This window comes from Bacillus cereus group sp. N11, from assembly GCF_016483605.1.
GTDB lineage: Bacteria > Bacillota > Bacilli > Bacillales > Bacillaceae_G > Bacillus_A > Bacillus_A toyonensis.
In genome coordinates, this window is sequence record NZ_JAEHBN010000004.1 from 101064 (window position 1) to 125745 (window position 24682).

Sequence of the window (24682 nt, forward strand, 5' to 3'; positions counted from 1 at the left end):
TATACTTGGAGAAAATAAAGAAACTATCTATCCCTAATAATGCTAGAGTTATCATAATGTCTGATATTCATGGAGAATTGAACCTTTTAAAAGAATTACTACATAAAGTTAACTTTAAGAATGAAGATTATTTAATTATTAATGGAGACCTTTGTGAGAAAGGAAGCGATAGCATCGGCGTAGTAGACTATGTAATGGATCTTGTAGAGAGTAATTTAAATGTTCACGTTGTTGAAGGGAATTGTGAAGTTTTAGTTGATGCTCTTCTAAATGAAAATCCAGGTCTCATTAATTATTTATGTACGAGAAAGCATTCGATTTTTAATGAATGGTTAGAACAATTACATTTTTCTATTCAGGAAGATACTTCAATTCAGGAAGTGAAGGAAGTACTATTAAGTCACTTTTCAAAAGAAATAAATTGGCTAAATGAGCTGCCAACAGCGATTGAAACAGAAGATTATATTTTTGTACATGCTGGACTGGAAGATAGAGTAGATTGGAAAGAAACAGCGCGCAAAAATGCGATAGCAATGCCAGAGTTTTTTAATAAATCGCATAGAGCTAATAAGTATGTAGTTGTTGGGCATTGGCCTGTTGTGAACTATTCTGAAGAAGCCCCGTCTAACAATCCAGTTATTGATAAGGAGAAAAAAATTATTGCAATTGACGGCGGGAATGCGATTAAAGAAGCAGGGCAATTAAATGCATTTATCATTCAGAGGAAACTAACAGGTGATACGTTTTCTTATACATATGTAGACTATTTTCCAATTTATGAAGCAACAGCAGAATTTAATGCTGATGCAACAATGCAGGGAGGGGTTACATATCCGTATTATTACATAGAGCCGGTGGAGAAGAGGCGAGATTACACAATATGCAAGCAAAAGGAAACGAATAAATTACTCAATGTGAAAAATGAATATATTAGGCAACGTGAGTCAGGTGAATACACAGTGAAAACCGATATTTCTTGTGCGCAAATAGGTGTTAGAAAAGGGGATATTGTTTCTCTCATTGATGGTAGCTGCGCAGGGTATGATTTAATTAAAAAAAATGGAGTAGAAGGCTGGATAGAGAAAGGGATTCTACTTGAGATAAATAAGAAGGAAAGTAAAATATTGAGCTGAAATAGGAGGGATGTAACCTCCTATTTTTTATTAACTGCGTTACGGTCACGTATGTCATCTTTAGCTATTATGGAGGATTTATCTTCTGGCATTCCGTTTCATATCTTCTTGAAATCGTTGATACATCCCTTGAACTTGTTCAAAAATAAATTCCTCCTGGAATATGGTGAGATTAAAGGTTAGAAGACTATTTTCTTTATAAATAATAGGTGCCAAATAACAAAATGAAACAATATATTATAGAGTTTTGTTTTGATTTTTCTGAAAAAATATTATAATTATATATGAAATAAAGAGGAATGTAGGAGGAAATTATGCAAAACGTTATAAAAAAGGGGAACAAAGTTACAATTCGTACAATTGAAGAATCAAATATAAAAACATTATGGAGCCTCGTATTTAAAGAAGAAAATCCAGAATGGAAGAAGTGGGACGCGCCATATTTCCCTTTCTCAATGCAAGAATATGCACCTTATAAAGAAAAGATGTTAACTCGTTTACAAGAAGAACCTCTATCAAATTTAATTATAGAAAATAACGGTCAAGTTATAGGTACAGTCGGATTTTATTGGGAACATAAACCGACGCGTTGGTTGGAGATGGGAATTGTTATTTATGATCCAACATACTGGAATGGTGGCTACGGTACAGAAGCATTAACATTATATCGAGATTTATTATTTGAAAAGATGGAGATTGGTAGAGTAGGGCTCACGACGTGGTCTGGTAATGAACGAATGATGAAAGTAGCTGAGAAAATAGGAATGACTTTAGAAGGTAGAATGCGCAAATGCCGATATTATAACGGAACATACTATGATTCTATTCGAATGGGAATGATTCGTGAAGAATGGGAAGCAATATATGTAACGAAGGGGTGAGGACGCATGTACGCTATTATTGCAACATTTGATAGTGTGTTTACTAATAAGATTATAGAATTGCAAAATGAACTAACGAATATAATAGAGTCAAATCAATTAGCTGGAGTAGAACCGCATATCACACTTGCGGACTATAAGGAGTTAGATGTTAATTTATATACTAAGAAATTAGAGGAGTTTGTAGCTATTCAAGAGAAAATGGCTGCAGTGAATTTTTCTTCTGTTGGAACTTTTCCTACAAACGGAACGATTTTTCTAGCGCCGACTCTTACCGATGAATTGTTAACACTTCATCATTCTTATCATGATCATTTCCAAGCTTTTCATGATAATCCAAATTCATATTATGTACCGGGCAAATGGGTTCCGCATTGTACGATAGCGAATCATTTGAACTCGACTCAGTTTTTAAGCGCAATGGAGTATATATATGGGAATTTTGATGTTAAAACAGCTTCGATTGAAAAGTTAAAATTAATTAAGGTAAATTATGAAAATGGTTCTGCCGTTTCTTCTAGTATAGTAGCAGAATATAATTTAAAGAGAATGGAGACATCGAGATGACATATGTAATTAGAGAGATGAAGCAAGAAGATATTCATGCTGTACAAACAGTAGCGAAAGTAGCTTGGCATGATACATATGAAGGCATTATTCCGAGAAAGATTCAAGACAGTTTTTTAGACGAGGCATATTCTGATGAAAAAATGAAATATCGTCTTAAAAATACACATTTATTCGTTGCAGAGGAAGAGGGAGAAGTAATAGGATTTGCTAATTTTTCACCAGTTAGATTGCAAAACGAAGCAGAATTAGGTGCGATTTATTTGTTACCAGATCAGCAAGGGAAAGGAATAGGAAGTGCTTTATTACAAAGAGGGATTAAGGCGTTAAAAGGGATACGGAAACTGTACATACATGTAGAAGCAGCAAATGAAAAAGGTAAACGTTTTTATGAAGCGAAAGGTTTTGCTGAATTAGAGCAATTTGAAGAAGACTTTGAAGGACATTTGATGCAGACAGTAAGGATGGTTTTATACATATAAGGAGGACTAGAAGTGAAGATTTTTGATTTTAGTGAAAAAGCGGGAAAGCGCATATCAGTATTTTAATCTAATTTCATAATGTCGAAAATAGTAAACCACCAAGGGAATGTACATATCGGTGCTATGCATTTACAAGAGAATGGAATAATTGGATATCATGAAGCAGTTGTATCACAACTGCTTCTTATTATGGACGGAGAAGGATATGTGTGTGGGGCAGATAAAGAAAAAGTAAAGATAAGAGCTGGACAAGCTGTGTTTTGGGAGAAAGGAGAGTTTCATGAGACGAGTACAGAACATGGATTATTGGCAATTATTATGGAAGCGGAGAATCTTGAACAATCGATAGTAATGCCTATTAAGGATGGGGGTTGTGAAAAATGATAATAAAGGCGAATCAAGAAGATACAAGTAAAATATTAAAATATGCAGCCCAATCGCTTTTTGAAGGGACGAGAGGGAATTGCCAATTAAGTACAGAGGAAGCGATTGAAATTACAAAACCAATAGTAGAAAAGGGGGCATGTTATTTAGTCATTAAAGAAGAAAATAAAATATTAGGGTGGATATTAATAGGGGAAAATACTGACTATTTTTCTCGTGAAAAACTTGGATTTATATATGAGCTATACGTTTTTCCAGAGTATCGAGGGAGAGGATTATCGCGAGAACTGATGGAAGCTGGTATTAAGGAATTAAAGGAGAAGTATTCAGAAATTCGGTTGAATGTATTTGCTGGGAATTTTGCGAAAGAGATGTACGAAGAACTTGGGTTTGTTGAAAGACAGGTAATTATGACTTTGAAGTGAGAAAAATTGCGAGGCTGTATTTCTTTTAATTAAAGAATTTTAATAGAATTTTAATCAAACTTTTTAATGGAAAATATACGCATTCATGTTAGGTAATCTTTTTTTCTATTGTTAAGAATAACATTTGTAGAATTTGTTTAATTGATTTTTATTTTCAAGTAATAGTAGTTTCTTAAAAAATAATAAATTTATATTATACAATATATCGTTATTATATTAAAAGAGAAATTTTGGAAAAATATCATTTTTTTGTTTAGAAATTTTTAAATTATTGATATAATCAATTTGTAGAATTGATTATTGGTTAATTTTACTATTTTTAAATTTTAAGGGGGATTTAATAATGGCAGGACAAATTCGTATGTCACCAGAGGAGCTTAAATCAAAAGCGACTCGATATGGACAAGGTGCAAATCAAATTGAGGACATTTTACGTCAGCTACAAAACTTACAAAATGAATTAAGAGGAGAATGGGAAGGTCGTGCTTTTGAAGGTTTTGACCAACAGTTCAATCAATTAAAACCAAAAGTACAAAACTTCGCACAGCTATTACAAGAAATTAATATGCAGCTTAATAAAACTGCAGAGGCTGTTGCTAGACATGACGAAGATCTTTCTCGTAATTTCGGTCTACAATAAGACAGATAAAAAGAAATATATAATTTAGCCATGCAACCATACGTTGTATGGCTAAATTACTTTAAAACTAGAGTAAGATACGAAGTCTTTCAATTAATAGACTCGAGGTCGCAGGAGTGATAAGTAGTGAAAAAGTTCAGATGGAGCATCTTGTTGTTTATTATTTTAGCTCTTGTACTATCAACAGGGGTCTCCTATTTAGCATTAAATCAAAATGTTAAGAAAGCTAATGAGAATACTACACCAAAAATGACAGTTGCGTTGGTAAATGAAGATCAGGGCACTGTATTTGAGGGCAATAAAATAGCGTTTGGAGATCAATTTGTTAAAAATGTAAATAAAAATACGAAACAAGAATGGTACGTAGTTAGTCGCGGAGTAGCAGAAAATGGTTTGAAAAATAATAATTACAACATGATGATTGTTATACCAAACGATTTTTCTAGGAAAGCAGTTGCGATTGATTCAGAACTACCAGAGAAATTAACGTTAAACTACAAAGTAAATGCAACTGGGAATAACGATTTGAAAGCTGAGGCTGAGAATACGGCGTCTACAATTTTAGAAGATTTCAACAAGCAAATCATCGACGTTTATTTTGCAAGTATTATCATTAAGTTGCAAGGTGCACAAGATAATATAGGTAAAATAATTGAAAAAGGAAACGTTCAAACAACTATGTACAAAAAAGATGTACATAGTCCTTTAGCAAATTACACAAATCAATTTAAAACAGTGCAAGATTATACTGGGGTTTCTGTTAATAGTTTTAAAGGATTTCAAGATGTTTTAAAAGGTTTCGGTCAAGTGTTAGAGGAAGGGAATAAATCTAACAATACTTACTTAGAAGGGTTTAACAACTTCCAAAAAATGCAAACTGATAACAATCTGTTAGCGAATAATTTTACGAGTCAATTTAATCAATACATGAGTGAATTGAATACAGGCGATGTTTTAAAGCAGTTAGGTGCATTGGAATCTGCTAATAAAGTGATTGCAAATCAATTTACGCTTTCAGAGAAAGAACCAAATATTTTAGCTGATGCTTCAGCAATTCAAAAACATTTAACAGATGTAAAAAAACAAGTGTCAGAATATGATACAGAACTTGCAGGAAAGTTAGAAAGTGATATTCAAGAGACTGTAATTAAAAAGTTAAAGCAATCTATGTCGAACGATGGAAAGCAAGAGATCTTTATAAATACATTAATGAAACAACCAGACGCTCGAATAAAGAAACAAATCGAAAATTTAATTGTAAAATTACCTAGTTTAAACATGGAAGAAATCGTTCAAAGTGATTTGCCAGATACAACGAAATTACAACTGCAAAATGTAATCCAATTTACAAATAAATATAATAAAGAAAATAACTTTAATTATGATCCTGTAAATAAAATTTCTTTAGGAAACGCTATTAAAGAAGTAAAGGATAAACTTTATACAGAGGGAATTACATTTAGTGATACGGCGAAAATAATTAAAATGGAATCTTCACAAACTTTGAAGATAAATATTCCAGAAGAATTTAAACTAGATGGAAGTACAGGAGCTTTGTATATTGATGATGTGGATCGTACAAGTGAATTTCTTCAAAGCGAATTAGGAGAAATTACAATACCTCCTCGTAATGAAGGGGATATAAAGATTAGCTTGCATGTAAAGTTAAAAGATCCAAACATCAATATAGATGTTTTCTCTCCTGTAATGTGGCAGTGGGAATTGAATGGGACTCATAAAAAAGAAACTAGTCCTGAAAAAGAAGATAAAGGAACACAAACTGAAAACAGCAAGGTGGAAAATGTGGTTCATAAATCACAGTATGGCATAATGCCGTTAGTACACAATGCTAAAAAGCCTATTATCAAAAAAATGGAAAACACAACAGGGAATAATGGTGGAAACCCAGGAGGCGGAACAGGGAAAGATAACGGAACCGGAGGAAGCCCAGGAGACGGAACGGGAACAGGTAACGGAACTGGAGGAAACCCAGGAGGCGGAACGGGAACAGATAACGGAACCGGAGGAAACCCAGGAGGCGGAACGGGAACAGATAACGGAACTGGAGGAAACCCAGGAGGCGGAACGGGGACAGACAACGGAACCGGAGGAAATCCAGGAGGCGAACCGGGAACAGATAACGGTAAAGTTATTGAAAGTACAACGAATCAAGTTGTACATCAAAAATCAGAAGAATTAACAAAAAATATATCTAGTGTATTAATAAAAGAAGCAGTAGATACAGTTGAAAGTTATCAAAGTTTAATTAGTTTATACGAAATGTATTATGGGATTGATTTAAGAACGCAAGATGTAGGTCCTAAGCTAGAAGAGGGAAGTTTAGATACAATTGCAACTGAACAATCTTTGTACTATGTATTAAATAAACAAAGCTTAATTGATTTAATTTCAAACCTTGTTTCATCAGGTATTACGGCAGAAGTTAAGCAAGATATGACAGGTTTAAAGCAAAAAATAGACTCTTATCAACAATTCATTACGAGTGCGGATCAAAATTCAATGTTACTAGCAGAGAAATTAAATGTAACGACGCAACAAGCAACTAGTATGAATGAAAATTTAGGGGAATATTTAAAAGGTTTAGCGAAATGGCGTGAGAGTAGCTTAAAGCTAGTTGAAGAACAGCAAGTGCTAACAACAAATAATACTGGTGAGCAAACAGCTGTTTTATCGTTAGATTCTGGTATTAAATCATTAATGTCACAAAGTCAATCATTGGTCGAGAGTTCGAAGCATAGTTTAGCAACTTCAGACGATGTTTATAAAACATTTGATCAAATTAATGGACAAGCAAAAGAAATTCAAGACAGCGGAACGACAATTGTTTCAAAAGCTGATTCATTATTAAATGACTTTACAAAGAAAATGGAAGATGATAAAACATTCTCCAAAAACTTTACTAAAATTTTGGCTAATAGCCGAATTGGTGATCGCCAAAATGAAATGTTATATCAATTTTTATCTAGCCCAGTTCAAAAACAAAATGATGGAGTCATTGTAGCTGGTAATGCTTTTACACCATATTTAATCGTATTAACTTGTTTTATTGTTGCGTTATTTACAGCATACGCAATTGCGAATCAAGAAAAGAAACGAACGCAATCAGATCATTTTGAAGAGAAATTCTCATTAATTGATATGAATGTACCAACTACAGTAGTAGCATTCGGTATATCAATTGTGGAAGGAATTAGTATAGGTATCATTTCTGGACGTCTTTTACAGTTTGGTCAGGATCAAAGTTTACTATGGATTGCGTTTATCACAATTATTATGATGGCGTTTGTATTGGTTTCAACATACTTATTGCGACAAATAAAAATGGTAGGGATGTTTATCCTATTAGTATTTTTAAGTATGTACCTATTTTTAACTGAAGCAGTTGGAAGTAAAGTAGATCAAATGTCGTCAGTTGGAAAGGTACGTCAATTTTCACCGCTTCAGTATATAGAAAGTTTTCTAAATGATTTTATTAGCGGTAAAGATACGGGGAAAGTTATTTTTATCGTATTGTTTGTAATTGCCATTATAGGGTTAGTTAGTAATCTATTTGTATGGCATAAGAAATGGGAGGAAAAAGAAGTAAATGATCAAACAATGGAGCATAGTAGCTAAGTTATCATTTCTCTCTATCCTTTTACTGTTTGTCGCGCTACCGATAAGGAGCGCGGCGGACAGTTATCTTGGTGATGATGGGAAGATTAAGTTTAAAGTGGATAGAATTGAAGAAAGCGACCAAGAAAAAAATAAAGAAGAACATAAGGAAACAGAATTAGATAAAGCATCAATTGAGTTATTTAGCAAAGACATAGAAGAAGAAATTCAGAAAAAGAAAAAGAAAGAACAAAAAGATATGGAAGCTTTACGAGATTCTCTTTTTATAAAACAAAAAGAAAATAATAGTGTGAAAGATATGAAAAATAGTTTGTTTAGCAGTGAATACGTTGTGAGAAAAAGTGCAGATGAAGTAGCGAGTAATGAAACAATGAACGAAAAGCCAATTGGTACAACAATCATATTATTATTTGGTGGTGGCATTGTACTTATTTGCATCGGTATTTATACGGTTCTTCGCAAAAGTTGGAGGTAAAGTAATGGCGATACAAACGCATATTAATGTAACGGTAGATTTTAGTAAATGGAATGGAAATACATATGATTTACGTATTCCGAATCATCAATCTATTAAATATTTATTGAAAAATTTATTAGATACGCTAAATGTGGAGAATCATGAAGGTTCACATTTTGTAATTAAAGTAAAGAATAAGTCAATTGTTTTAACAGATAATGATCGTTTAATCGATCACCAAATAACAAATGGAGATATTTTACAAGTTTTATAAAAAATTTTTTTACTTATATTTATTTGAAAATAAGTTATTACGGGTTATAAAGAAAAGGAGAAGAGGATAAACATGACGGAAAAAATAATTCAAATTGATGCAATGAACTATCAATTTCAAATAGAAAAAGAAAATTGGAAATTGGAGATGACCAAATCTCAAACACGTATAAAAGACTTCCGTCAATTCGATATAATTACGGGCGTATCATCTGAATTTGTACCATTAACAATAGAAGAAACGGATGATATGTTTACGTTTCTATATCAAGTAGATAAAAAATTATATAAGTGGGACAATCTTAGCCGTTTTGGAAGAAATGAGAAATTAAGACTACTTCGAAATGTTGCGCAGTTTCATAAATATTTAAATAAAAGAATCACGTTCTTTTTACATCCAGACAATATAGTTTTTAATGCTAATTTAATGCCAAGTATTATACATAGAGGAATTCGAGATATTGTTCCACCAACCCCGTTGTTAGAAGAGCAATTTTTAACACAATATAAGTGTCTAATTATCGCTTTATTCTCCCAAAAGCACAATTTTGATGATTTGTATGCTGGGTTACTAAAAGATGCAAAAGAAACAACATTTGAACAGACAGTTTCTCAAATGGAAAGTATAGATGCATTACTGCAATTTCTTGATGACAGCTTTGAGAAGGAACAAACAAAAACAGAAAAAAATATGCAGTTAGTACATAAAAAGAGCTACAAATCATTTAAATATTTAGCTTTTTCCTTCATAGCGGCGACAGTTGTTTTAGCTGCTCCTTTAATATATTTCACTTTTATAAAAATTCCTTATCAAAATAAATTATTAGAAGCAAATGCGAATTTCATAGCAACTGATTATGACAAAGTAATTACGCAATTAAATGAAGAAGAATTTGAATCATTACCAATTGCATCTAAATATGAGTTAGCATTTGCATACATTACAGCTGAAAAAATGCCTGAAAATCAAAAGAAGGCGGTTATGAAAAACATTAGTTTGAAAAGTGATGAAAAGTATTTACTTTATTGGATGTATAACGGAAAAGGTGATTTTGATAAATCATTAGATTTAGCTAAAACCCTTGATGATCCGCAGCTTATTATGTACGGCCTTCTTCAACAAATGGATGCGTTGAAAAATAATCCGGACTTGTCAGGAGAAGAGCGTGATCAAAAGAAAAAAACATATGAACAACAATTAAATGAATATGAAAAGAAATATGGCAATACATCCAGCGATAAAAATTTGTCGGACACAGAGAAAAAAGAGTAAGAAAGCACTTGATGAGACAGTTGAAAAGGAGCAGTGAACACGCATGGAGCAACTATTAGTATTGACTTATGGAGACAAAATATATAAGTGCACATTACATCCAACTGAGCAATCAATAGTGTCGATTGGAAAAGAGTGGACAAATGATATTACGAATCCAAGTTTAGAACAAGAAGTAGAGTTAAAGTGGAATAATGAAGTAAACGCTTGGATGATACAAAATCAATTAATAGAATTCAATAAGGAATTTGAGATTGGAAAAACGAAAGATGTGAGCTTGAAAATCTTTATATCTATTGTTGGCACAACTAAAGTGTTTGATATCGGAAGAAAGCATTCTCTTACATTCAGTCAAAACAGTTATGATGATATTTCTATTACCGGTAGTAGTGTAGATATAATGCTATCTCGTGAAACGCTGCACGATTCATTTAAAGTGAACGTATACGACGGGGAAGTATTTCATAATTATACAAGGCTAAAAGATAGCGCTATGTTAGAAGCAGGAGACCAATTATATTTTGATGGCGTTTTAGTGGAGATAGGCAGTGAAGATATTCAAGTATTGTCTTCAGAAGATAAAGTGAAATCTACGTTACCTATTTTAGTAGAATCAGAAACGAATTATCAAAGTGGTTATCCAGACTATCATCGTTCACCACGTATTATTTACCGTGAACCAGAAGAGAAAATGACAATTGCAAAACCTTCAAGCATGCCGTCAAAACCGACTGAGCATTTGGCGAGAATTATTGCACCTGCCCTTGTCATGATTGTCGTAACAGTATTACTTGCTATCTTTATGAAATATGGAATGTTTATTATCGCATCCATTGCAATGACATTAGTAACGATCATTGTTTCTGTCACATCTTATATAAAAAATTTAAAGCAATATAAAATCGACATCGTTGAACGTGATAAAAGCTATAGAGAGTATATAAAACAAAAAACGAAAGATTTACATGCAGAAAGTGAAAAACAGCGTCATGCATTACATTATCATAATCCAAATGTTGAGGTTATACGTAATATGGCTGTTCAAGTAAATCCACGTATTTATGAAAAAACAATGCAACATCATGATTTCTTAACATTTAGCGTTGGTACAGGGCAAGCTAATACGAGTTTTGAAATTCAGTTTAATGAAGAAGAATTTAGTCAAACGAAAGATGAATTAATTGATATAGCACGTGAACTAAGACAACGTTATCTTTCATTGGAAGATGTACCAGTTGTAACAGATTTAATGAATGGACCAGTGGGTTATATTGGCCAACGCTCTTTAGTGTTAGAGCAATTACAATTATTAGTTGCACAAACGGCGATATTCCATAGTTATTATGACTTGCAGTTTATTACTATTTTTCCTGAAGAAGAAAAAGAAAAATGGGATTGGATGCGCTGGTTACCTCATGGAAGTGTTCGCGATATAAATGTACGTGGATTTGTATATCATGATCGTAGTCGTGATCAAGTGTTAAATAGTTTATATCAAATATTGAAAGAACGAAAATTAAAACTAGACGAAAAGAGTTCAACTAATGAAAAAATGTATTTTGCACCGCACTATGTCGTTCTCATTACAGATGAAAAACTAATACTAGACCATGTTGTTATGGAATTCTTTAATGATGATCCGAGTCAATTAGGTGTATCACTTGTTTTCGTACAAGATGTTATGCAAAGTTTACCGGAACACGTGAAAACGGTAATAGATATAAGAGATGCAAAGCAAGGAAACATCATATTAGAACAAGGAGAGCTTGTTAACCGTCAATTTAAACTAAATCACGTACCGAAAGGTTTCAATTTAGAAGATGTTTCACGAGCGCTAGCACCGTTAAATCATTTGCAAAACTTAAAAAATAGTATTCCAGAAAGCGTAACATTTTTAGAAATGTACGGTGTTGAAAAAATAAAAGAACTGAATATCACAAAGCGCTGGGAGAAAAATGCAGCACATAAATCTTTAGCTGTGCCACTTGGATTACGTGGTAAAGAAGATATCGTAAACTTAAACTTACATGAAAAAGCTCACGGGCCACATGGCTTAATAGCAGGTACAACCGGTTCAGGTAAGTCGGAAATTATACAATCGTATATTTTATCTCTAGCAGTCAATTTCCATCCTTACGAAGTTGCCTTTTTACTAATTGACTATAAAGGTGGCGGTATGGCGAATTTATTTAAAAACTTACCGCATTTATTAGGAACAATTACAAACTTAGATGGAGCACAAAGTATGAGAGCGCTCGCATCAATTAAAGCCGAATTACAAAAAAGACAACGATTATTTGGAGAAAATGATGTCAACCATATTAATCAGTATCAAAAACTGTATAAAGAAGGCTTAGTAAGTGAACCAATGCCACATCTATTTTTAATTAGTGATGAATTCGCGGAATTGAAGTCAGAACAACCAGAATTTATGAAAGAGTTAGTTTCAACAGCTCGTATTGGGCGTTCACTCGGAATTCATTTAATTTTAGCTACTCAAAAACCGAGTGGTGTTGTAGATGATCAAATTTGGAGTAACTCGAAATTCAAACTAGCACTAAAAGTTCAAAATACGTCGGATAGTAATGAAATTTTAAAAACACCAGATGCTGCTGAAATTACATTACCTGGACGTGCTTACTTACAAGTTGGGAATAATGAAATTTATGAACTATTCCAATCGGCTTGGAGCGGAGCAGACTATGTAGAAAACAAAGAGGATAAAGAACATTTAGACGCAACAATCTATGCAATAAATGATCTAGGACAATATGAAATATTAAGTGAAGATTTAAGTGGACTTGGTAGTAGTAAAGAAGTAATAAGCGTACCATCTGAACTGGATGCTGTTATTGACTACATTCATGATTACGCAGAAGTAAATGAAATTGAAGCGTTAGCTAGACCGTGGTTACCACCACTTCCAGAAAGCGTATATTTACAAGACTTACACGCTATTCAGTTCAAAGAAGCATGGACGAAAGAAAAGAAACCATTAAAAGCAACAGTTGGTCTACTAGATCAGCCTGAATTACAATCACAAACACCATTAACATTAGATATTAGTAAAGACGGACACGTAGCGGTCTTCTCAAGCCCAGGCTACGGAAAATCAACATTCTTACAATCAGTCATTATGGATGTAGCTCGTCAGCATAGTCCGGAGCATTTGCATGTGTATTTAGTGGACCTTGGAACAAATGGTCTTCTACCTTTAAAAGGATTACCTCATGTAGCGGATACGATTACAATTGACGAATCAGAAAAATGTTTAAAGTTTGTTGAAAGATTAACTCAAGAACTGAAAAATCGTAAACGATTATTAAGTGAATATGACGTTGCGAGTATTGAAATGTATGAAAAGGCAAGTGGGAAAGAAATACCACATATTATTATTGCAATCGATAATTATGATGCAGTAAAAGAAGCAAAATTCTATGAGAGCTTTGAAATGCTAATTATGCAAATTGTCCGAGATGGTGCTAGTTTAGGAATTCATACTTTAATAAGTGCAGGACGACAAAACGCACTTAGAATTCAATTGTACAATAATATTAAAATCCAAACTTGTCTATATATGATTGATCAGAGTGAAGTAGCTAGTATTGTAGGGAGATCTGATATAAAAGTGGAAGAAACAGCAGGAAGAGCGTTAATAAAATTAGAATCTCCTACATTATTCCAGGCTGCATTACCTACGAAAGCAGAAGATGAACTACAACAAATTCAATTATTACAACAAGAAGCAAATGATATGGATCGAGAATGGGATGGAGAACGTCCGAAGGCAATTCCAATGATGCCAGAAGTGATTGATATTGCTACGTATCGTAAAAATAAAGACGTTACAAAAGCTCTACAAGCAGGAAGAATTCCAATGGGGCTTGATTTTGCAAATGTAGAAGTAGTAGCTCATGATATTGCGGTGAATGATCATTTAATGATTTATAGTGTAGATGATAGTATGGGAAAACAAATTGTATCTAGTATCCTATCTCAATTGAATAAAGATTATTTTGAAAGTGTGACATTAGTGGATACAGCAGAGTATAGTTTCGTTCAATATAAAGACAATGTGACGCACTACATTGTAGACGAAAATGAAATAAATATGCATGCGAAGTATTGGATGGAAGTAATTCGCGAACGAGCTTTTGAATTAGCACAAGCAAGACAAGAAGGTAGAGAAATTCCTGCATTCACAAAACAACTCATTATCATGACAAATGTTGAAGAGTTTAGCAAATTTGTGTATTTAGAAATGGAGGAAGCAGCGACTTTAATTGATTTATCTCGTACAGTAGGTATTTACTTTGTATTAGCAGGTCACCACGACTACATGGACCGAAATCGTGAAGCTCTACCTATGAAAATGAGAAGTAAACTAACAGCAGCAATTATCGCAATGCCATTAAATGATCAAAGTATCTTCAATATAAAATATATAAGCAACGAAGCGCCATTAGGTAAAGATGAAGTGTATTACTATCAAAAAGGGAACATAATGAAACTAAAAATGCCTAGAGTAACTAACGAGGTGACAGTATGAAATTAAAGAAGAAAGCTAAGGTGATGATAGTCGTGTCAATAGTGGCAAGTTTATTAAGTGGATGTGGTTTTGGAGAAAAGCAAATAGATTATAAGCCATTTGTCAAAGCTTTGGATGAAGGGGATATGGGGAAGGTAATGTCTGCTAGTGATGATGGATACGCGTATGTGAAACAGAGAGGTATATATAGTACATATGAACAAAAGGAAGATGGAGAGCACAGTAAAACAATCTATCAGACTTCGAAAGGTATATATAATACGAAAGATAAAAGTTTATATGGAAATACAACACAAGAAATTACCTCAGAAGTAGACAATAAAAATTATAAAGAAGAAGTTAATTATAGTACAAATATTAGTTATAAAAATGGACGGGTACAAAGTCCGGAATCGAATCTGGACGTTTCATATGTGAACTTAATTGTAGATCGTTTAAAAGGAATAGGGAAACTAAAGATGAAGCCCAAAGGTGATATAAAAAAGTTTGATCAACCTAGTACTGTTGGATACAAATTAACTGAATCAGATTTTCAGAGCATTATTAATGATAACTTGAAAATACAATATGATGAATATGGTGGTGGATCAATTGTACTGCATATTGATTCTACAAATGGCTTAGAGCAGATATTACAAGTAAGTATCGTAATGAATTATAAGAAGAGAAATGATGAAGGCAAGTTAGTAAAATATATATCACAGATACACACATATTTTGATAGTCAGCAAGGTAATAATCAAGATGCAAAAAAAGAGTATATAAATTACAAAGAACAGTATAAAAACTATAAGTGATTAGGAGGGAAGAATATGAGTAAGGATGTGGAGCTAGATAAAAAACTAAAGATAAGTTCTGATTGGGGAAAATTGGAGCTAGCTGGAAAGGATATTTATCTATTTAAAGCTGGGGAATATCCTTATGACCAATCAAGTGAAACAAATAAAGAAACATTAAAAAAGAACTTTAACGCAGAACTTATAGATGATAAAGTTGATGAAAATACAGGATTTGCTGCATATGCTTTTAAAGATAGGTCTACAGGAGAAATTATAATAACATATGTAGGAACGGAAGATGCAACGGATGCAATAACAGATGGTGAAATTGGGGGACATAATATAACGGGTGCAAATAAAATGGTGTTAGGTAATTGGGAACACGATTTTACAGTTAGACAGTATGATCAAGGAGAAGAATTTTATTTGAAGGTTAAACATGATAACCCTTCTGCCAAAATTAGTGTAACAGGGCATTCATTAGGTGGTGGTTTGGCTAATACGGTATCGTTAAGGCACCAAGAAGATAATATTGAATCATTAACATTAAATCCAGCACCTGTACTTAAACGAGATATTGATAAATTTGGTAATGGATTTGATATGAATAATATTAGGAATGTTATTAACGAAAAGGATCCATTACATCTCGGAATAAAAGTGGCAGACTTTACAATCCCTGGGAGAATGTATATAATTCCAAACCAAGCATGGCATTCTTACGTTTTTTCTGAGAAAGATTATGATAATAATGGCAAGTTAATATGGTTTGATAAATTAACCAGTACTAATGATACTGGAGGGGATATAATTCCAGGTTTTGTAGAATTTACCCAATCGGCAGGTGCTTTTTATACAGGACTTATAAATAAAAAGTTTGGAAGAAAAGTTTCTTTAGCGGAAGAACAAGTCGCAGGTATAGGAATAAACTTTATCATACAAGGAACACCGATTTCATCGATTTTATGGGCGGTACTTACCTATTCAGATGCTGTACAAGCTGGGAGAGAATATAGAAAAATAAAGGGTCAAGTGACAGAAAGTATTTATAATCTCAATAAAAAGTATGAAGGACTAAAGTCTCAAATTACAGGAGAAGCAATCCAATTTAGTATAATGGCTACAGTTGAAATTAAAGGAGCGGTAGATATCGCTGTAGAATGGATTGAATCAACTTTAGCGAAATGTAAGGAAAAAGTTTTAGAAGTATTAGAGTCTGTATTTAATACTGCTATAAATTTTTTAGCTGGAAGTGTTGTAGTATATTTAGCTACAAGTGAAATTTTAGAAATTGCAAAAGAAGTTGCAGCTTCTTACGTGCAAGATTTACTAGATTTGTTTAAAGGAGATTTTGTAGTTGATACAAATGTAGCTGCAATTGTATCTGAACATATATTAAGTCATCGTCACTCATTGTTAAATCTCTTTATGAATGACAACAGCAGGGGGATAAACCGTTCTTTATTAGGTGAAATTGCTAAAGATGTGAAGGAGTTATCAAAAGATTTAAAGCAATTAAACGACGATGTTTCAGAAGCAGTATTTTCTATGTTTGCAAAAGACGAAGAATTAGGAGCAGTTTCATATTATTAAAACTCCAAGTTTATAAATTTAAAAGAGAGGGGTATGAAGGTGGATTTACATACGATAATGTCAAGGGTTCATAGTACATTTCCAGCTAGTGGTGGACGAGAACAAATTATAAATGTTGTAGCGCAATTGGAAAAAGCAGCTGCATCTTTAACAGGGGAAATTAGAAGGTTAGAGAGTAGTATTGATAGTACATTACAAGGAAAAACACGTGAGGCATTTATTGATCGGATCCGTCAATTAGAGAAAAAAAGACAAAAAATAGAAGAGAAAATTAGCGTACTAAAAGGGACAGTGAATTAATATGAAAGACTATATGGATAAAGTATTACCTTTAGGCAGTGTTGTAAGATTGGGTCTTAAAGAAGAGGAAGGTGCGGAGTATGTAATTACTACGAGAGGTTTATTACTTGATGAAAACACATTCTATGATTATGGCGGAGTGTTGCATCCAGTGGGTTTAACCGAAGAGACGTATAAATTATTTAACCACGCGGATATTGCAGAGGTTAAATTTGAAGGGTATCGAAATAAAATTGAAGGTCAATTCGCAGCTAAGTTTAAAATGTGGCGGAATGAGTTTGTTGAAAAAGTAATTGAAAAAAATAAAAAGCAACAACAAGCACAAGAGTTAGAAATAAAGGGAAAAAAATAAATTTAAAAGGAAATAAGCTTTCCTCTTCCAAAATGGAAAGAGGAAAGCTTATTTTGATTGAATAAGGGTGTCAGTATGAAGTTCAAGAAGAAAGCTAAGATGATGATAGTACTGTCAATAGTAGCAAGTTTATTAAGTGGATGTGGTTTTTGGGAGACAAAGATAGAGTATGAGAGATTTGTTAAGGCGTTGGATGAAGAGGACATGAGTACGGTAATGTCTGCGAGTGATGATGGATATGCTTATGTGACTCAAAGAGGTATTTATAGTACGTTTGAGCAAAAAGAAGATGGAGAGCACAGTAAGATAATTCGTCAAACTACGGAAGGTGTATATAATACAAAAGATAAAAGTTTATATGGAGAGGCGATACAAACAGTTGCGACTGATATAGAAAAAGACAAGGGAAAAAGGACAAATGAAAATTATAAAAAAGAAACTATTTATAGTACTCATGTTAAGTATGAAAATGGACAGGTGAAAAGTTCGGATTCAAATCTAGATGTTTCATACGTAAACTTAATTGCAGATCGTTTAAATGGGATAGGGAAACTAAAGATGAAGCCCGAGGATGATATAAAAAAGTTTGATCAGCCTAATTCAGTGGGATATCGACTAACTGAATCTGAATTTAAAGATATTATTAATAATAAATTAAAGATACAATACGATGAATTTGATGGAGCAACAATCGTATTGCACCTGGATGCTCCAAAAAATCCAAAACAAATTTTGCAAATGAGGATAGATATAGATTTTAAAGAAAAGAATGAGGATGGAAAATTAGTAGAAAATATGTTCCAAATAATAACGTATTTTAATAGAAAACAGGATAATAACCAAGATGCGAGACAGGAATATTTAAAATACAAGGCGCAGTACAACAAAAGAGATTGTTAAGAGTGGCGATGAAAATAAAAAGGTATAAAATCAGTGAATAAGAAAATTGCATCTTTATTTTGGTAATATACTATAGTTCGGGGAAAGGTGGAGTTAACAAATGTGGAACATAAAAGAAGAAGATTTAGATGAATTTAAAATAACATGTAGAAATCGTTTAAGTCCAGAACGCTCCATGGTGTTTATACTTGGCGCAACTGTTTATAGTTCATTATTCATGCTTTTTATTTTTGGAGCATTAGTTAAATTTGGCTGGGGTTATTATCCAAATCTCTTTGACAAAATAATTGTTCGTATTGAATTAGTTTTATATACCTTGCAAGTAATCTTTTTAATTCTATATCTATTTCCAAAAGTTCGTTTTAAATGTCAAAAGTTGCAAGCGCTTGTGATATTATTATGTACATTTCAGCTGGGAACTATAGGATTCACATTGTTTATACTTCCAGCAATTTCAAATTATTCGATTAATCAAATTACATTATTGTATGTGGGTTTATTGTTTCTAGGAGCAGTTTTTGTTCATCTGGTGACCACAATTGATACCTTTAAACAAGCAGAGAGTGGAGCATTTAGTATGGATGAAAGGGCAGCTTCATTTTTTAGTAAAACAAAAAACAACGTAATGATTGGCGTTACGGTATATACACTAATCCTTCTTATTTTAATTTATTTTCATAATGATTATGAAACAGAGATATTAGTAGGGTATATAGCAGGAACTCTTGTAATGTACGCGGTAGCCATAGGTGCAGCAGAGTTCCAATTATTAGCCTATTGTAGATTTAAATTTCCATCATTTTATATTTCGTGGGAGGAACATGAAAGGGAACGTCAGAAAAGACTAAAGCTTTATGAAGAGGAGGAAAAAAAGCAAGCCAAAGAAATAAAATAAGTTTTGGTTTCTGAAAATTCGAATAGAATATATAAGCAATTAAGGTTTGTATATAAATCGATGCTATTAAAAATTAAAGCATCTTCAATATAATCTGTACGAGTAAATAAATATCAGTAAGTAAAGGTGAAATGTATTACTTTCCAAAAAGGAACATAATGAACTTAAAAATGCCTAGAGAAATCAACGGGGTGTCAGTATGAAGTTAAAGAAGAAAGCTAAGATGATGATAGTTCTATCAATAATAGCAAGTTTATTAAGTGGATGTGGTTTTGGGGAGACGAAGATAGAGTATGAGAGATTAGTAAAGGCATTGGATGAAGGTGATATGAAGACGGTTATGTCTGCGAGTGATGATGGGTATGCTTATGTGAAAGAAGAGGTTAGGGATAGCACGTTTTGAGCGGAAAATGATAATCGCGTTAGCGTTGTATATCAAACAACAGGAGGAGTATACAATATTAAAGAAAAAAAGCTCTATGGAACAACTTTGCAAGAAATTGCTAGTTCATTAAATAGTGAGCAAAAAAAAGAAGAGATTGTATATAGAACTAGTATTAAATATGAAGATAATCAATCAAAAAGTCCAGATCAAAATTTGGATGTTTCGAATGTTCGATTTATATTTAATAGATTAAAGGGAATAGATAGTTTAAGACCAAAAAAAGATAAAAAAAGATTTAGTGAGTCATCCAAGGTAACATATTACTTAACTGAATCGGAATTTCAAGAAATAATTAATAATAAGTTAAAGGTGGACTACGATAAATTTGATGAAGCAATATTATTAATGGAATTTAGTTCGGCGAAAGATTCAAAAGAAAATCCAATGGGATATGAAAGAAAGAATAAAGAAGGCCGATTAATAAGGCATGATCAAAAAATAGCAATCTATTTAAATACTAAAGAAGATAACGATAAAGCTTCTAAAACCCGATATGAGGAGTATGAAAAACAATATTTGAATAATAAGTAATGTATAAAATAAGGGGAAAGGTGTAGTTATGGCATGAGTAAAAGGTTAGTTGAAAAAATAGTTATTGTAATGACAGTAACGTTTTTACTGAGCGCGTGCAGTTTCGGGGAAACAAAAATAGAGTATGAGAGATTAGTAAAGGCATTGGATGAAGGTGATATGAAAACGGTTATGTCTGCGAGTGATGATGGATATGCATATGTGAAAGAAGAGACTAGCGACAGTACTTATGAAGAAAAAGAAGATGGTGAACATAGCAGGATAATATATCAAACAACCCATGGAGTATATAATGTGAAAGAAGACGACTTATATGGGAAAACAACTCAAAAGGTTGTTACTGATATAAAAAATGATAAAAACGTTGGTAGTAATCAAAATTACAAAAAAGAAACGGTCTATAGTACAAATTTAAAAAATGAAAAATCCCGTTCAGTAGCCCAGGATCAAGCTATGAATGTTTCATATGTAAAATTAATGTTTAGAGGATTAAATGAACTTAGTAAATTGAAACCGAGTGAAGATACAAAAAGATCTAGTGAACCGAGCATAATAAGCTATGATTTAACTGAATTACAGTTTAAAAACATCATGAATGATAAGTTGAATTTAAAATATGATAAATTTGATTCTGCAATATTGATGATTGAATTTAATACGCCTAATAATACAAAAGAAAATCAAATGAGAATAACACAAATAACAATATCGGTAAATTATGAAGAAAAAAAAGAAGATAAGCTTATAAAACGCAATCAAGAGATTTCAACATATTATCATACCAGGGAAGATAATATTCACAGTTCCAAAAAAGAATATGTAAATTATGAAAAAGAGTATATAAATCAAAAATAATATATTTTAATTGAATTTTGAGAACAATAAATGTTGTGAAGATATGAGTAAAGGGGTAGTAAAAAATAGTTATTGTGATAACAGTTATGTTTTACTGAGCGCGTATAGTTTTGGTAAATCAAAATAGAGTATGAGAGTCTAATAAAGGCATTGGATGAAGGTGACAAGAAGACGGTTATACTTAATTGAAAGAAGAATATTTGGAACTTTTGAGAAAAAAGAACACTACTTGAACCATCAAAAGGCATTCTGATTAGATGATTATGGTAATTAATATGGTAATGATATACCTAAAAGATTATCTGAATTTAGTTGTACAAAGATCTATGTACTTAAAAATATTAAGAATGTAATAGAATTTTAGTGAATGAAAATTATTTAAACTGTATAGAAGGTGAAATGTCAGGGTGTGGAATATAAAAGAAGAAGATTTAAATGAATTTAAAAATACTTGCAAGAATCGCTTAAGTCCCGATTGGGCGACAGGGGTTATGTTTGGAACGATGTTTTTTATTTCATTAATAATGTTTTTTCTTATTGGAGGGTTAATAAGGTTTGGTTGGAGTTATTACCCGACTCTCTTTGATAAAATAATTGTTAGCCTTGAGTTAGTGTTTTATAGTCTTCAAGTAATTTTTTTAATTATTTATCTGTTTCCTAAGATGCCATTTAAATTACAGAAACTACAAACACTTGTGGTACTATTATATGCATTTCAGCTAGGCACTATAACATTTACAATGTTGATAATCCCAGGGATGTCGAATTATTCAATTGATCAAGTTACATTAATGTATGTCGGGTTATTATTTTTAGGTGCAGTAATTTTACATATTTTAGCGACTATTGATACTTTTAGACAGGCAAGTAAAGGGGCATTTAATACGGGAGAAGAATCCTCTTCATTTTTTAGTAAAACAAAGAGGATTGCAATTAAGAGTGCTCTAATTTATGTGTTAACTCTTCTCATTTTAATTTATGTGCATAATGATTATACACTAAATATTTTAGGATTGTATGCGGGAGGAACTCTAATCATGTACGCGGTAGCCATAGGTGCAGCAGAGTTTCAATTATTAGCCTATTGTAGATTTAAGTTTCCGTCATTTTATATTTCGTGGGAGGAGCACGAAAAGGAACGTCAGAAAAGACTAAAGCTTTATGAAGAGCAGGAAAAAAAGCAAGCCAAAGAAATAAAATAAGTTTTGGTTTCTGAAAATTCGAACAGAATATATAAACAATTAAGGATTGTATAAAAATCGATGCTATTAAAAATTAAAGTATCTTCAATATAATCTGTATGAGTTAATAAATACCGGTAAGTAAAGGTGAACTATATTACTATCAAAATGGGAATGTAATGAACCTAAAAATGCCTAGAGTAACTAACGAGGTGACAGTATGAAATTAAAGAAGAAAGCTAAGGTGATGATAGTCGTGTCAATAGTGGCAAGTTTATTAAGTGGATGTGGTTTTGGAGAGACAAAGATAGAGTATGAGAGATTAGTAAAGGCGTTGGATGAAGGGGACATGAAGACTGTTATGTCTGCGAGTGATGATGGGTATGCGTATGTGAAACAAAGAGGTATATATAGTACATATGAACAAAAGGAAGATGGAGAGCATAGAAAAACAATCTATCAAACTTCGGAAGGGATATATAATACGAAAGATAAAAGTTTATATGGAAGTACAACACAAGCGGTTACTTCAGCAGTAGACAGCAAAGATAATAAAAAAGAAGGTGTTTATCGTACCAATATTATGTATAAAAATGGACAGGTGAAAAGTCCGGATTCAAATCTGGATGTTTCATACGTAAACTTAATTGTTGATCGTTTAAAAGGAATAGGGAAACTAAAGATGAAGCCCGGAGATGATATAAAAAAGTTTGATCAACCTAGTACAGTTGGACATAAACTAAATGAATCAGAGTTTCAGAGTATTGTTAATGATAAGTTGAAAATACAATATGATGAATATGATGGTGGATCGATTGTACTGCATATAGATTCTAAAGATGGTTCAGAGCAGATATTGGAGGTAAGTATTGTAATAAATTATAAGAAGCGAAATGATGAAGGTAAGTTAGTAGAATATATATCACAAATACATACATCTTTTGATAGTCACCAAGGTAATAATCAGGATGCGAGACAGGAATATATTGATTTTAAAGCAAAGTATAATAAGAAACAGTAATATTAAGAAGGGCATTTGCACGTAAAGATAATAGTAACATAAGTGTGATAAATCTTTCATAAATATTTCTATTTGTAGTGGAAAGAATTTGAGAATAAACAGGTAGCCCCAATTGCTGGAGTAGATGCAACAATTGGGGCGTTTATCTGTCTAAATTTAGTTTGAATACATAACATTTTTTAGTTAGAGTCCTCGCTCCTCAAGTAGTTTCTTCATAATAACGGTTTGAAGTTTTTGTATAATCTGCTTTATTGCTAAGTTACAACTATTTCCTCTTATAAAGTATTGCTTATTATCGATACATCGTCCACATCCCGATATCTTTAAATCCTAGTCGTTTATAAATACGTCCAGCAGCTGGATTGTTATAAAATAAACAAAGTGTTCGGCCTTCTTTCGTAAAGTCCTGAATCATTTTTTGCAATATAAGCGAAGCATATCCATTTCCGCGGTAGTTCGGATGCGTACATACGCCAACAACCATGGCAGATAATGAATTTTCAGCGGAAGTTGAGGCGGATGCGATGATTGCACCGTCTTTTTCAATATAATATGTACGTCCTGTATTTGTTTCGATAGCTTGCCTTAACATTTTTTCAGATTCATTTGCAGTCGGGAATTCAGCGATGTCACTTCGTAATTTCATAATTCGTTCTATATCATCGAGTGAGGCAAGTTTAATTGTTTCATGAATTGGTGTGTTAGGTAAGTTGTTGTCATCTTGGCATTCGCAAAAATACATTTCATTTTTGGCGCCTAGTTGTACAGTTGGAGCAGTTTCAAATCTTTCTACAATAGTTGACTTGCCAGAGAGTTTAAGCGGCTTATATGCGGAAAGAAGTGCCTCATAGTCAGTAACCACAAACTCTTCTTTACTATACGGTATAAATGTATCGTGAAAGCGAAGTAAAATCGATTTTAATGTTCCGTTCTCTTCAAATACTCCCCATAATTCTTGAAAATCTGTATCATAACCGAAAGCTTCAATATCTCCAATAATAAATAAGTTAATGGATGCTTCTTCTTTTAGGTAAGCGAATACTTGTTCATGATCTTTCTTTGTTAATTTTCGCATCATAACGAATCGACCTCTTTTTTATTTTTCTAAATATTACAACTTAAGTTTTTTG

The 24682-nt window shown here is 32.5% G+C and carries 22 protein-coding genes and 2 pseudogenes; 23 read left to right on the forward strand and 1 reads right to left on the reverse strand.

Annotation, left to right across the window (positions count from 1 at the left end):
* The first annotated feature begins 5 nt into the window (after positions 1 to 5).
* The 23 genes and pseudogenes from JDS98_RS08300 to JDS98_RS08410 all read left to right on the forward strand — a co-directional run bounded on the left by JDS98_RS08300 (position 6) and on the right by JDS98_RS08410 (position 23552).
* On the forward strand, positions 6 to 1133 hold the full coding sequence (locus tag JDS98_RS08300; RefSeq protein ID WP_002105355.1) for a metallophosphoesterase: 1128 nt from the start codon (positions 6 to 8) through the stop codon (positions 1131 to 1133).
* Between the two features lie 314 nt (positions 1134 to 1447).
* Positions 1448 to 2014 (forward strand): GNAT family N-acetyltransferase, encoded by a 567-nt coding sequence (locus JDS98_RS08305; RefSeq protein ID WP_001181781.1) that lies wholly within the window; start codon positions 1448 to 1450, stop codon positions 2012 to 2014.
* A gap of 6 nt (positions 2015 to 2020) precedes the next feature.
* On the forward strand, positions 2021 to 2581 hold the full coding sequence (locus JDS98_RS08310; protein ID WP_098226397.1) for a 2'-5' RNA ligase family protein: 561 nt from the start codon (positions 2021 to 2023) through the stop codon (positions 2579 to 2581).
* Complete coding sequence (locus JDS98_RS08315; RefSeq protein WP_000222834.1) at positions 2578 to 3063, forward strand: GNAT family N-acetyltransferase; 486 nt, start codon at positions 2578 to 2580, stop codon at positions 3061 to 3063. The genes JDS98_RS08310 and JDS98_RS08315 overlap by 4 nt, the downstream gene beginning before the upstream one ends.
* 12 nt (positions 3064 to 3075) lie before the next feature.
* Positions 3076 to 3447: pseudogene (locus tag JDS98_RS08320) on the forward strand (cupin).
* Positions 3444 to 3872, forward strand: a complete 429-nt coding sequence (locus tag JDS98_RS08325; protein ID WP_000584250.1) for a GNAT family N-acetyltransferase — start codon at positions 3444 to 3446, stop codon at positions 3870 to 3872. The pseudogene JDS98_RS08320 and the gene JDS98_RS08325 overlap by 4 nt, the downstream one beginning before the upstream one ends.
* 343 nt (positions 3873 to 4215) lie before the next feature.
* The gene (locus JDS98_RS08330) at positions 4216 to 4512 is read left to right on the forward strand and encodes a WXG100 family type VII secretion target (RefSeq protein WP_000918601.1); all 297 of its coding nucleotides are present in this window, start codon (positions 4216 to 4218) and stop codon (positions 4510 to 4512) included.
* A 126-nt stretch (positions 4513 to 4638) separates the two neighbouring features.
* Positions 4639 to 8148: a type VII secretion protein EsaA gene (gene esaA / locus JDS98_RS08335; RefSeq protein WP_307838287.1), complete on the forward strand. Its 3510-nt coding sequence runs from the start codon at positions 4639 to 4641 to the stop codon at positions 8146 to 8148.
* On the forward strand, positions 8120 to 8623 hold the full coding sequence (essA, locus tag JDS98_RS08340) for a type VII secretion protein EssA (RefSeq protein WP_000595649.1): 504 nt from the start codon (positions 8120 to 8122) through the stop codon (positions 8621 to 8623). Before esaA ends, essA begins: the two co-directional genes overlap by 29 nt.
* 4 nt (positions 8624 to 8627) lie before the next feature.
* Positions 8628 to 8879: an EsaB/YukD family protein gene (locus tag JDS98_RS08345; RefSeq protein ID WP_097956891.1), complete on the forward strand. Its 252-nt coding sequence runs from the start codon at positions 8628 to 8630 to the stop codon at positions 8877 to 8879.
* Between the two features lie 72 nt (positions 8880 to 8951).
* Positions 8952 to 10151 (forward strand): type VII secretion protein EssB, encoded by a 1200-nt coding sequence (essB, locus tag JDS98_RS08350; protein WP_199633776.1) that lies wholly within the window; start codon positions 8952 to 8954, stop codon positions 10149 to 10151.
* A gap of 43 nt (positions 10152 to 10194) precedes the next feature.
* Complete coding sequence (gene essC / locus JDS98_RS08355; RefSeq protein WP_199633777.1) at positions 10195 to 14700, forward strand: type VII secretion protein EssC; 4506 nt, start codon at positions 10195 to 10197, stop codon at positions 14698 to 14700.
* A complete protein-coding gene (locus JDS98_RS08360) occupies positions 14697 to 15497 on the forward strand; it encodes a DUF3952 domain-containing protein (RefSeq protein WP_097956887.1) in 801 nt (266 codons plus the stop codon). Before essC ends, JDS98_RS08360 begins: the two co-directional genes overlap by 4 nt.
* Before the next feature lie 15 nt (positions 15498 to 15512).
* Complete coding sequence (locus JDS98_RS08365; protein WP_097956886.1) at positions 15513 to 17072, forward strand: lipase family protein; 1560 nt, start codon at positions 15513 to 15515, stop codon at positions 17070 to 17072.
* A 39-nt stretch (positions 17073 to 17111) separates the two neighbouring features.
* Positions 17112 to 17372, forward strand: a complete 261-nt coding sequence (locus tag JDS98_RS08370) for a hypothetical protein (protein ID WP_097956884.1) — start codon at positions 17112 to 17114, stop codon at positions 17370 to 17372.
* Between the two features lies 1 nt (position 17373).
* A complete protein-coding gene (locus JDS98_RS08375; RefSeq protein WP_097956882.1) occupies positions 17374 to 17724 on the forward strand; it encodes a DUF4176 domain-containing protein in 351 nt (116 codons plus the stop codon).
* 75 nt (positions 17725 to 17799) lie between these two features.
* The gene (locus JDS98_RS08380; protein ID WP_199633778.1) at positions 17800 to 18624 is read left to right on the forward strand and encodes a DUF3952 domain-containing protein; all 825 of its coding nucleotides are present in this window, start codon (positions 17800 to 17802) and stop codon (positions 18622 to 18624) included.
* Positions 18625 to 18724: 100 nt separating this feature from the next.
* The gene (locus tag JDS98_RS08385) at positions 18725 to 19519 is read left to right on the forward strand and encodes a hypothetical protein (RefSeq protein ID WP_142306997.1); all 795 of its coding nucleotides are present in this window, start codon (positions 18725 to 18727) and stop codon (positions 19517 to 19519) included.
* A 199-nt stretch (positions 19520 to 19718) separates the two neighbouring features.
* Positions 19719 to 20495, forward strand: a pseudogene (locus tag JDS98_RS08390) (DUF3952 domain-containing protein).
* 33 nt (positions 20496 to 20528) lie between these two features.
* Entirely contained in the window at positions 20529 to 21350 is an 822-nt protein-coding gene (locus JDS98_RS08395) for a DUF3952 domain-containing protein (protein WP_097956881.1), read from the forward strand.
* Positions 21351 to 21491: 141 nt separating this feature from the next.
* Entirely contained in the window at positions 21492 to 21539 is a 48-nt protein-coding gene (locus JDS98_RS30570) for a hypothetical protein (protein WP_229163603.1), read from the forward strand.
* Between the two features lie 218 nt (positions 21540 to 21757).
* Entirely contained in the window at positions 21758 to 22552 is a 795-nt protein-coding gene (locus JDS98_RS08405) for a hypothetical protein (RefSeq protein WP_097956878.1), read from the forward strand.
* Between the two features lie 199 nt (positions 22553 to 22751).
* Positions 22752 to 23552 (forward strand): DUF3952 domain-containing protein, encoded by an 801-nt coding sequence (locus JDS98_RS08410; RefSeq protein ID WP_199633779.1) that lies wholly within the window; start codon positions 22752 to 22754, stop codon positions 23550 to 23552.
* 292 nt (positions 23553 to 23844) lie between these two features.
* Here the strand turns inward: JDS98_RS08410 and JDS98_RS08415 are convergent, their stop codons facing one another.
* Positions 23845 to 24630 carry a GNAT family N-acetyltransferase gene (locus JDS98_RS08415; protein ID WP_097956876.1) on the reverse strand — a complete coding sequence of 262 codons (786 nt, stop codon included), beginning with the start codon at positions 24628 to 24630 and terminating at the stop codon, positions 23845 to 23847.
* Positions 24631 to 24682 lie beyond the last annotated feature (52 nt).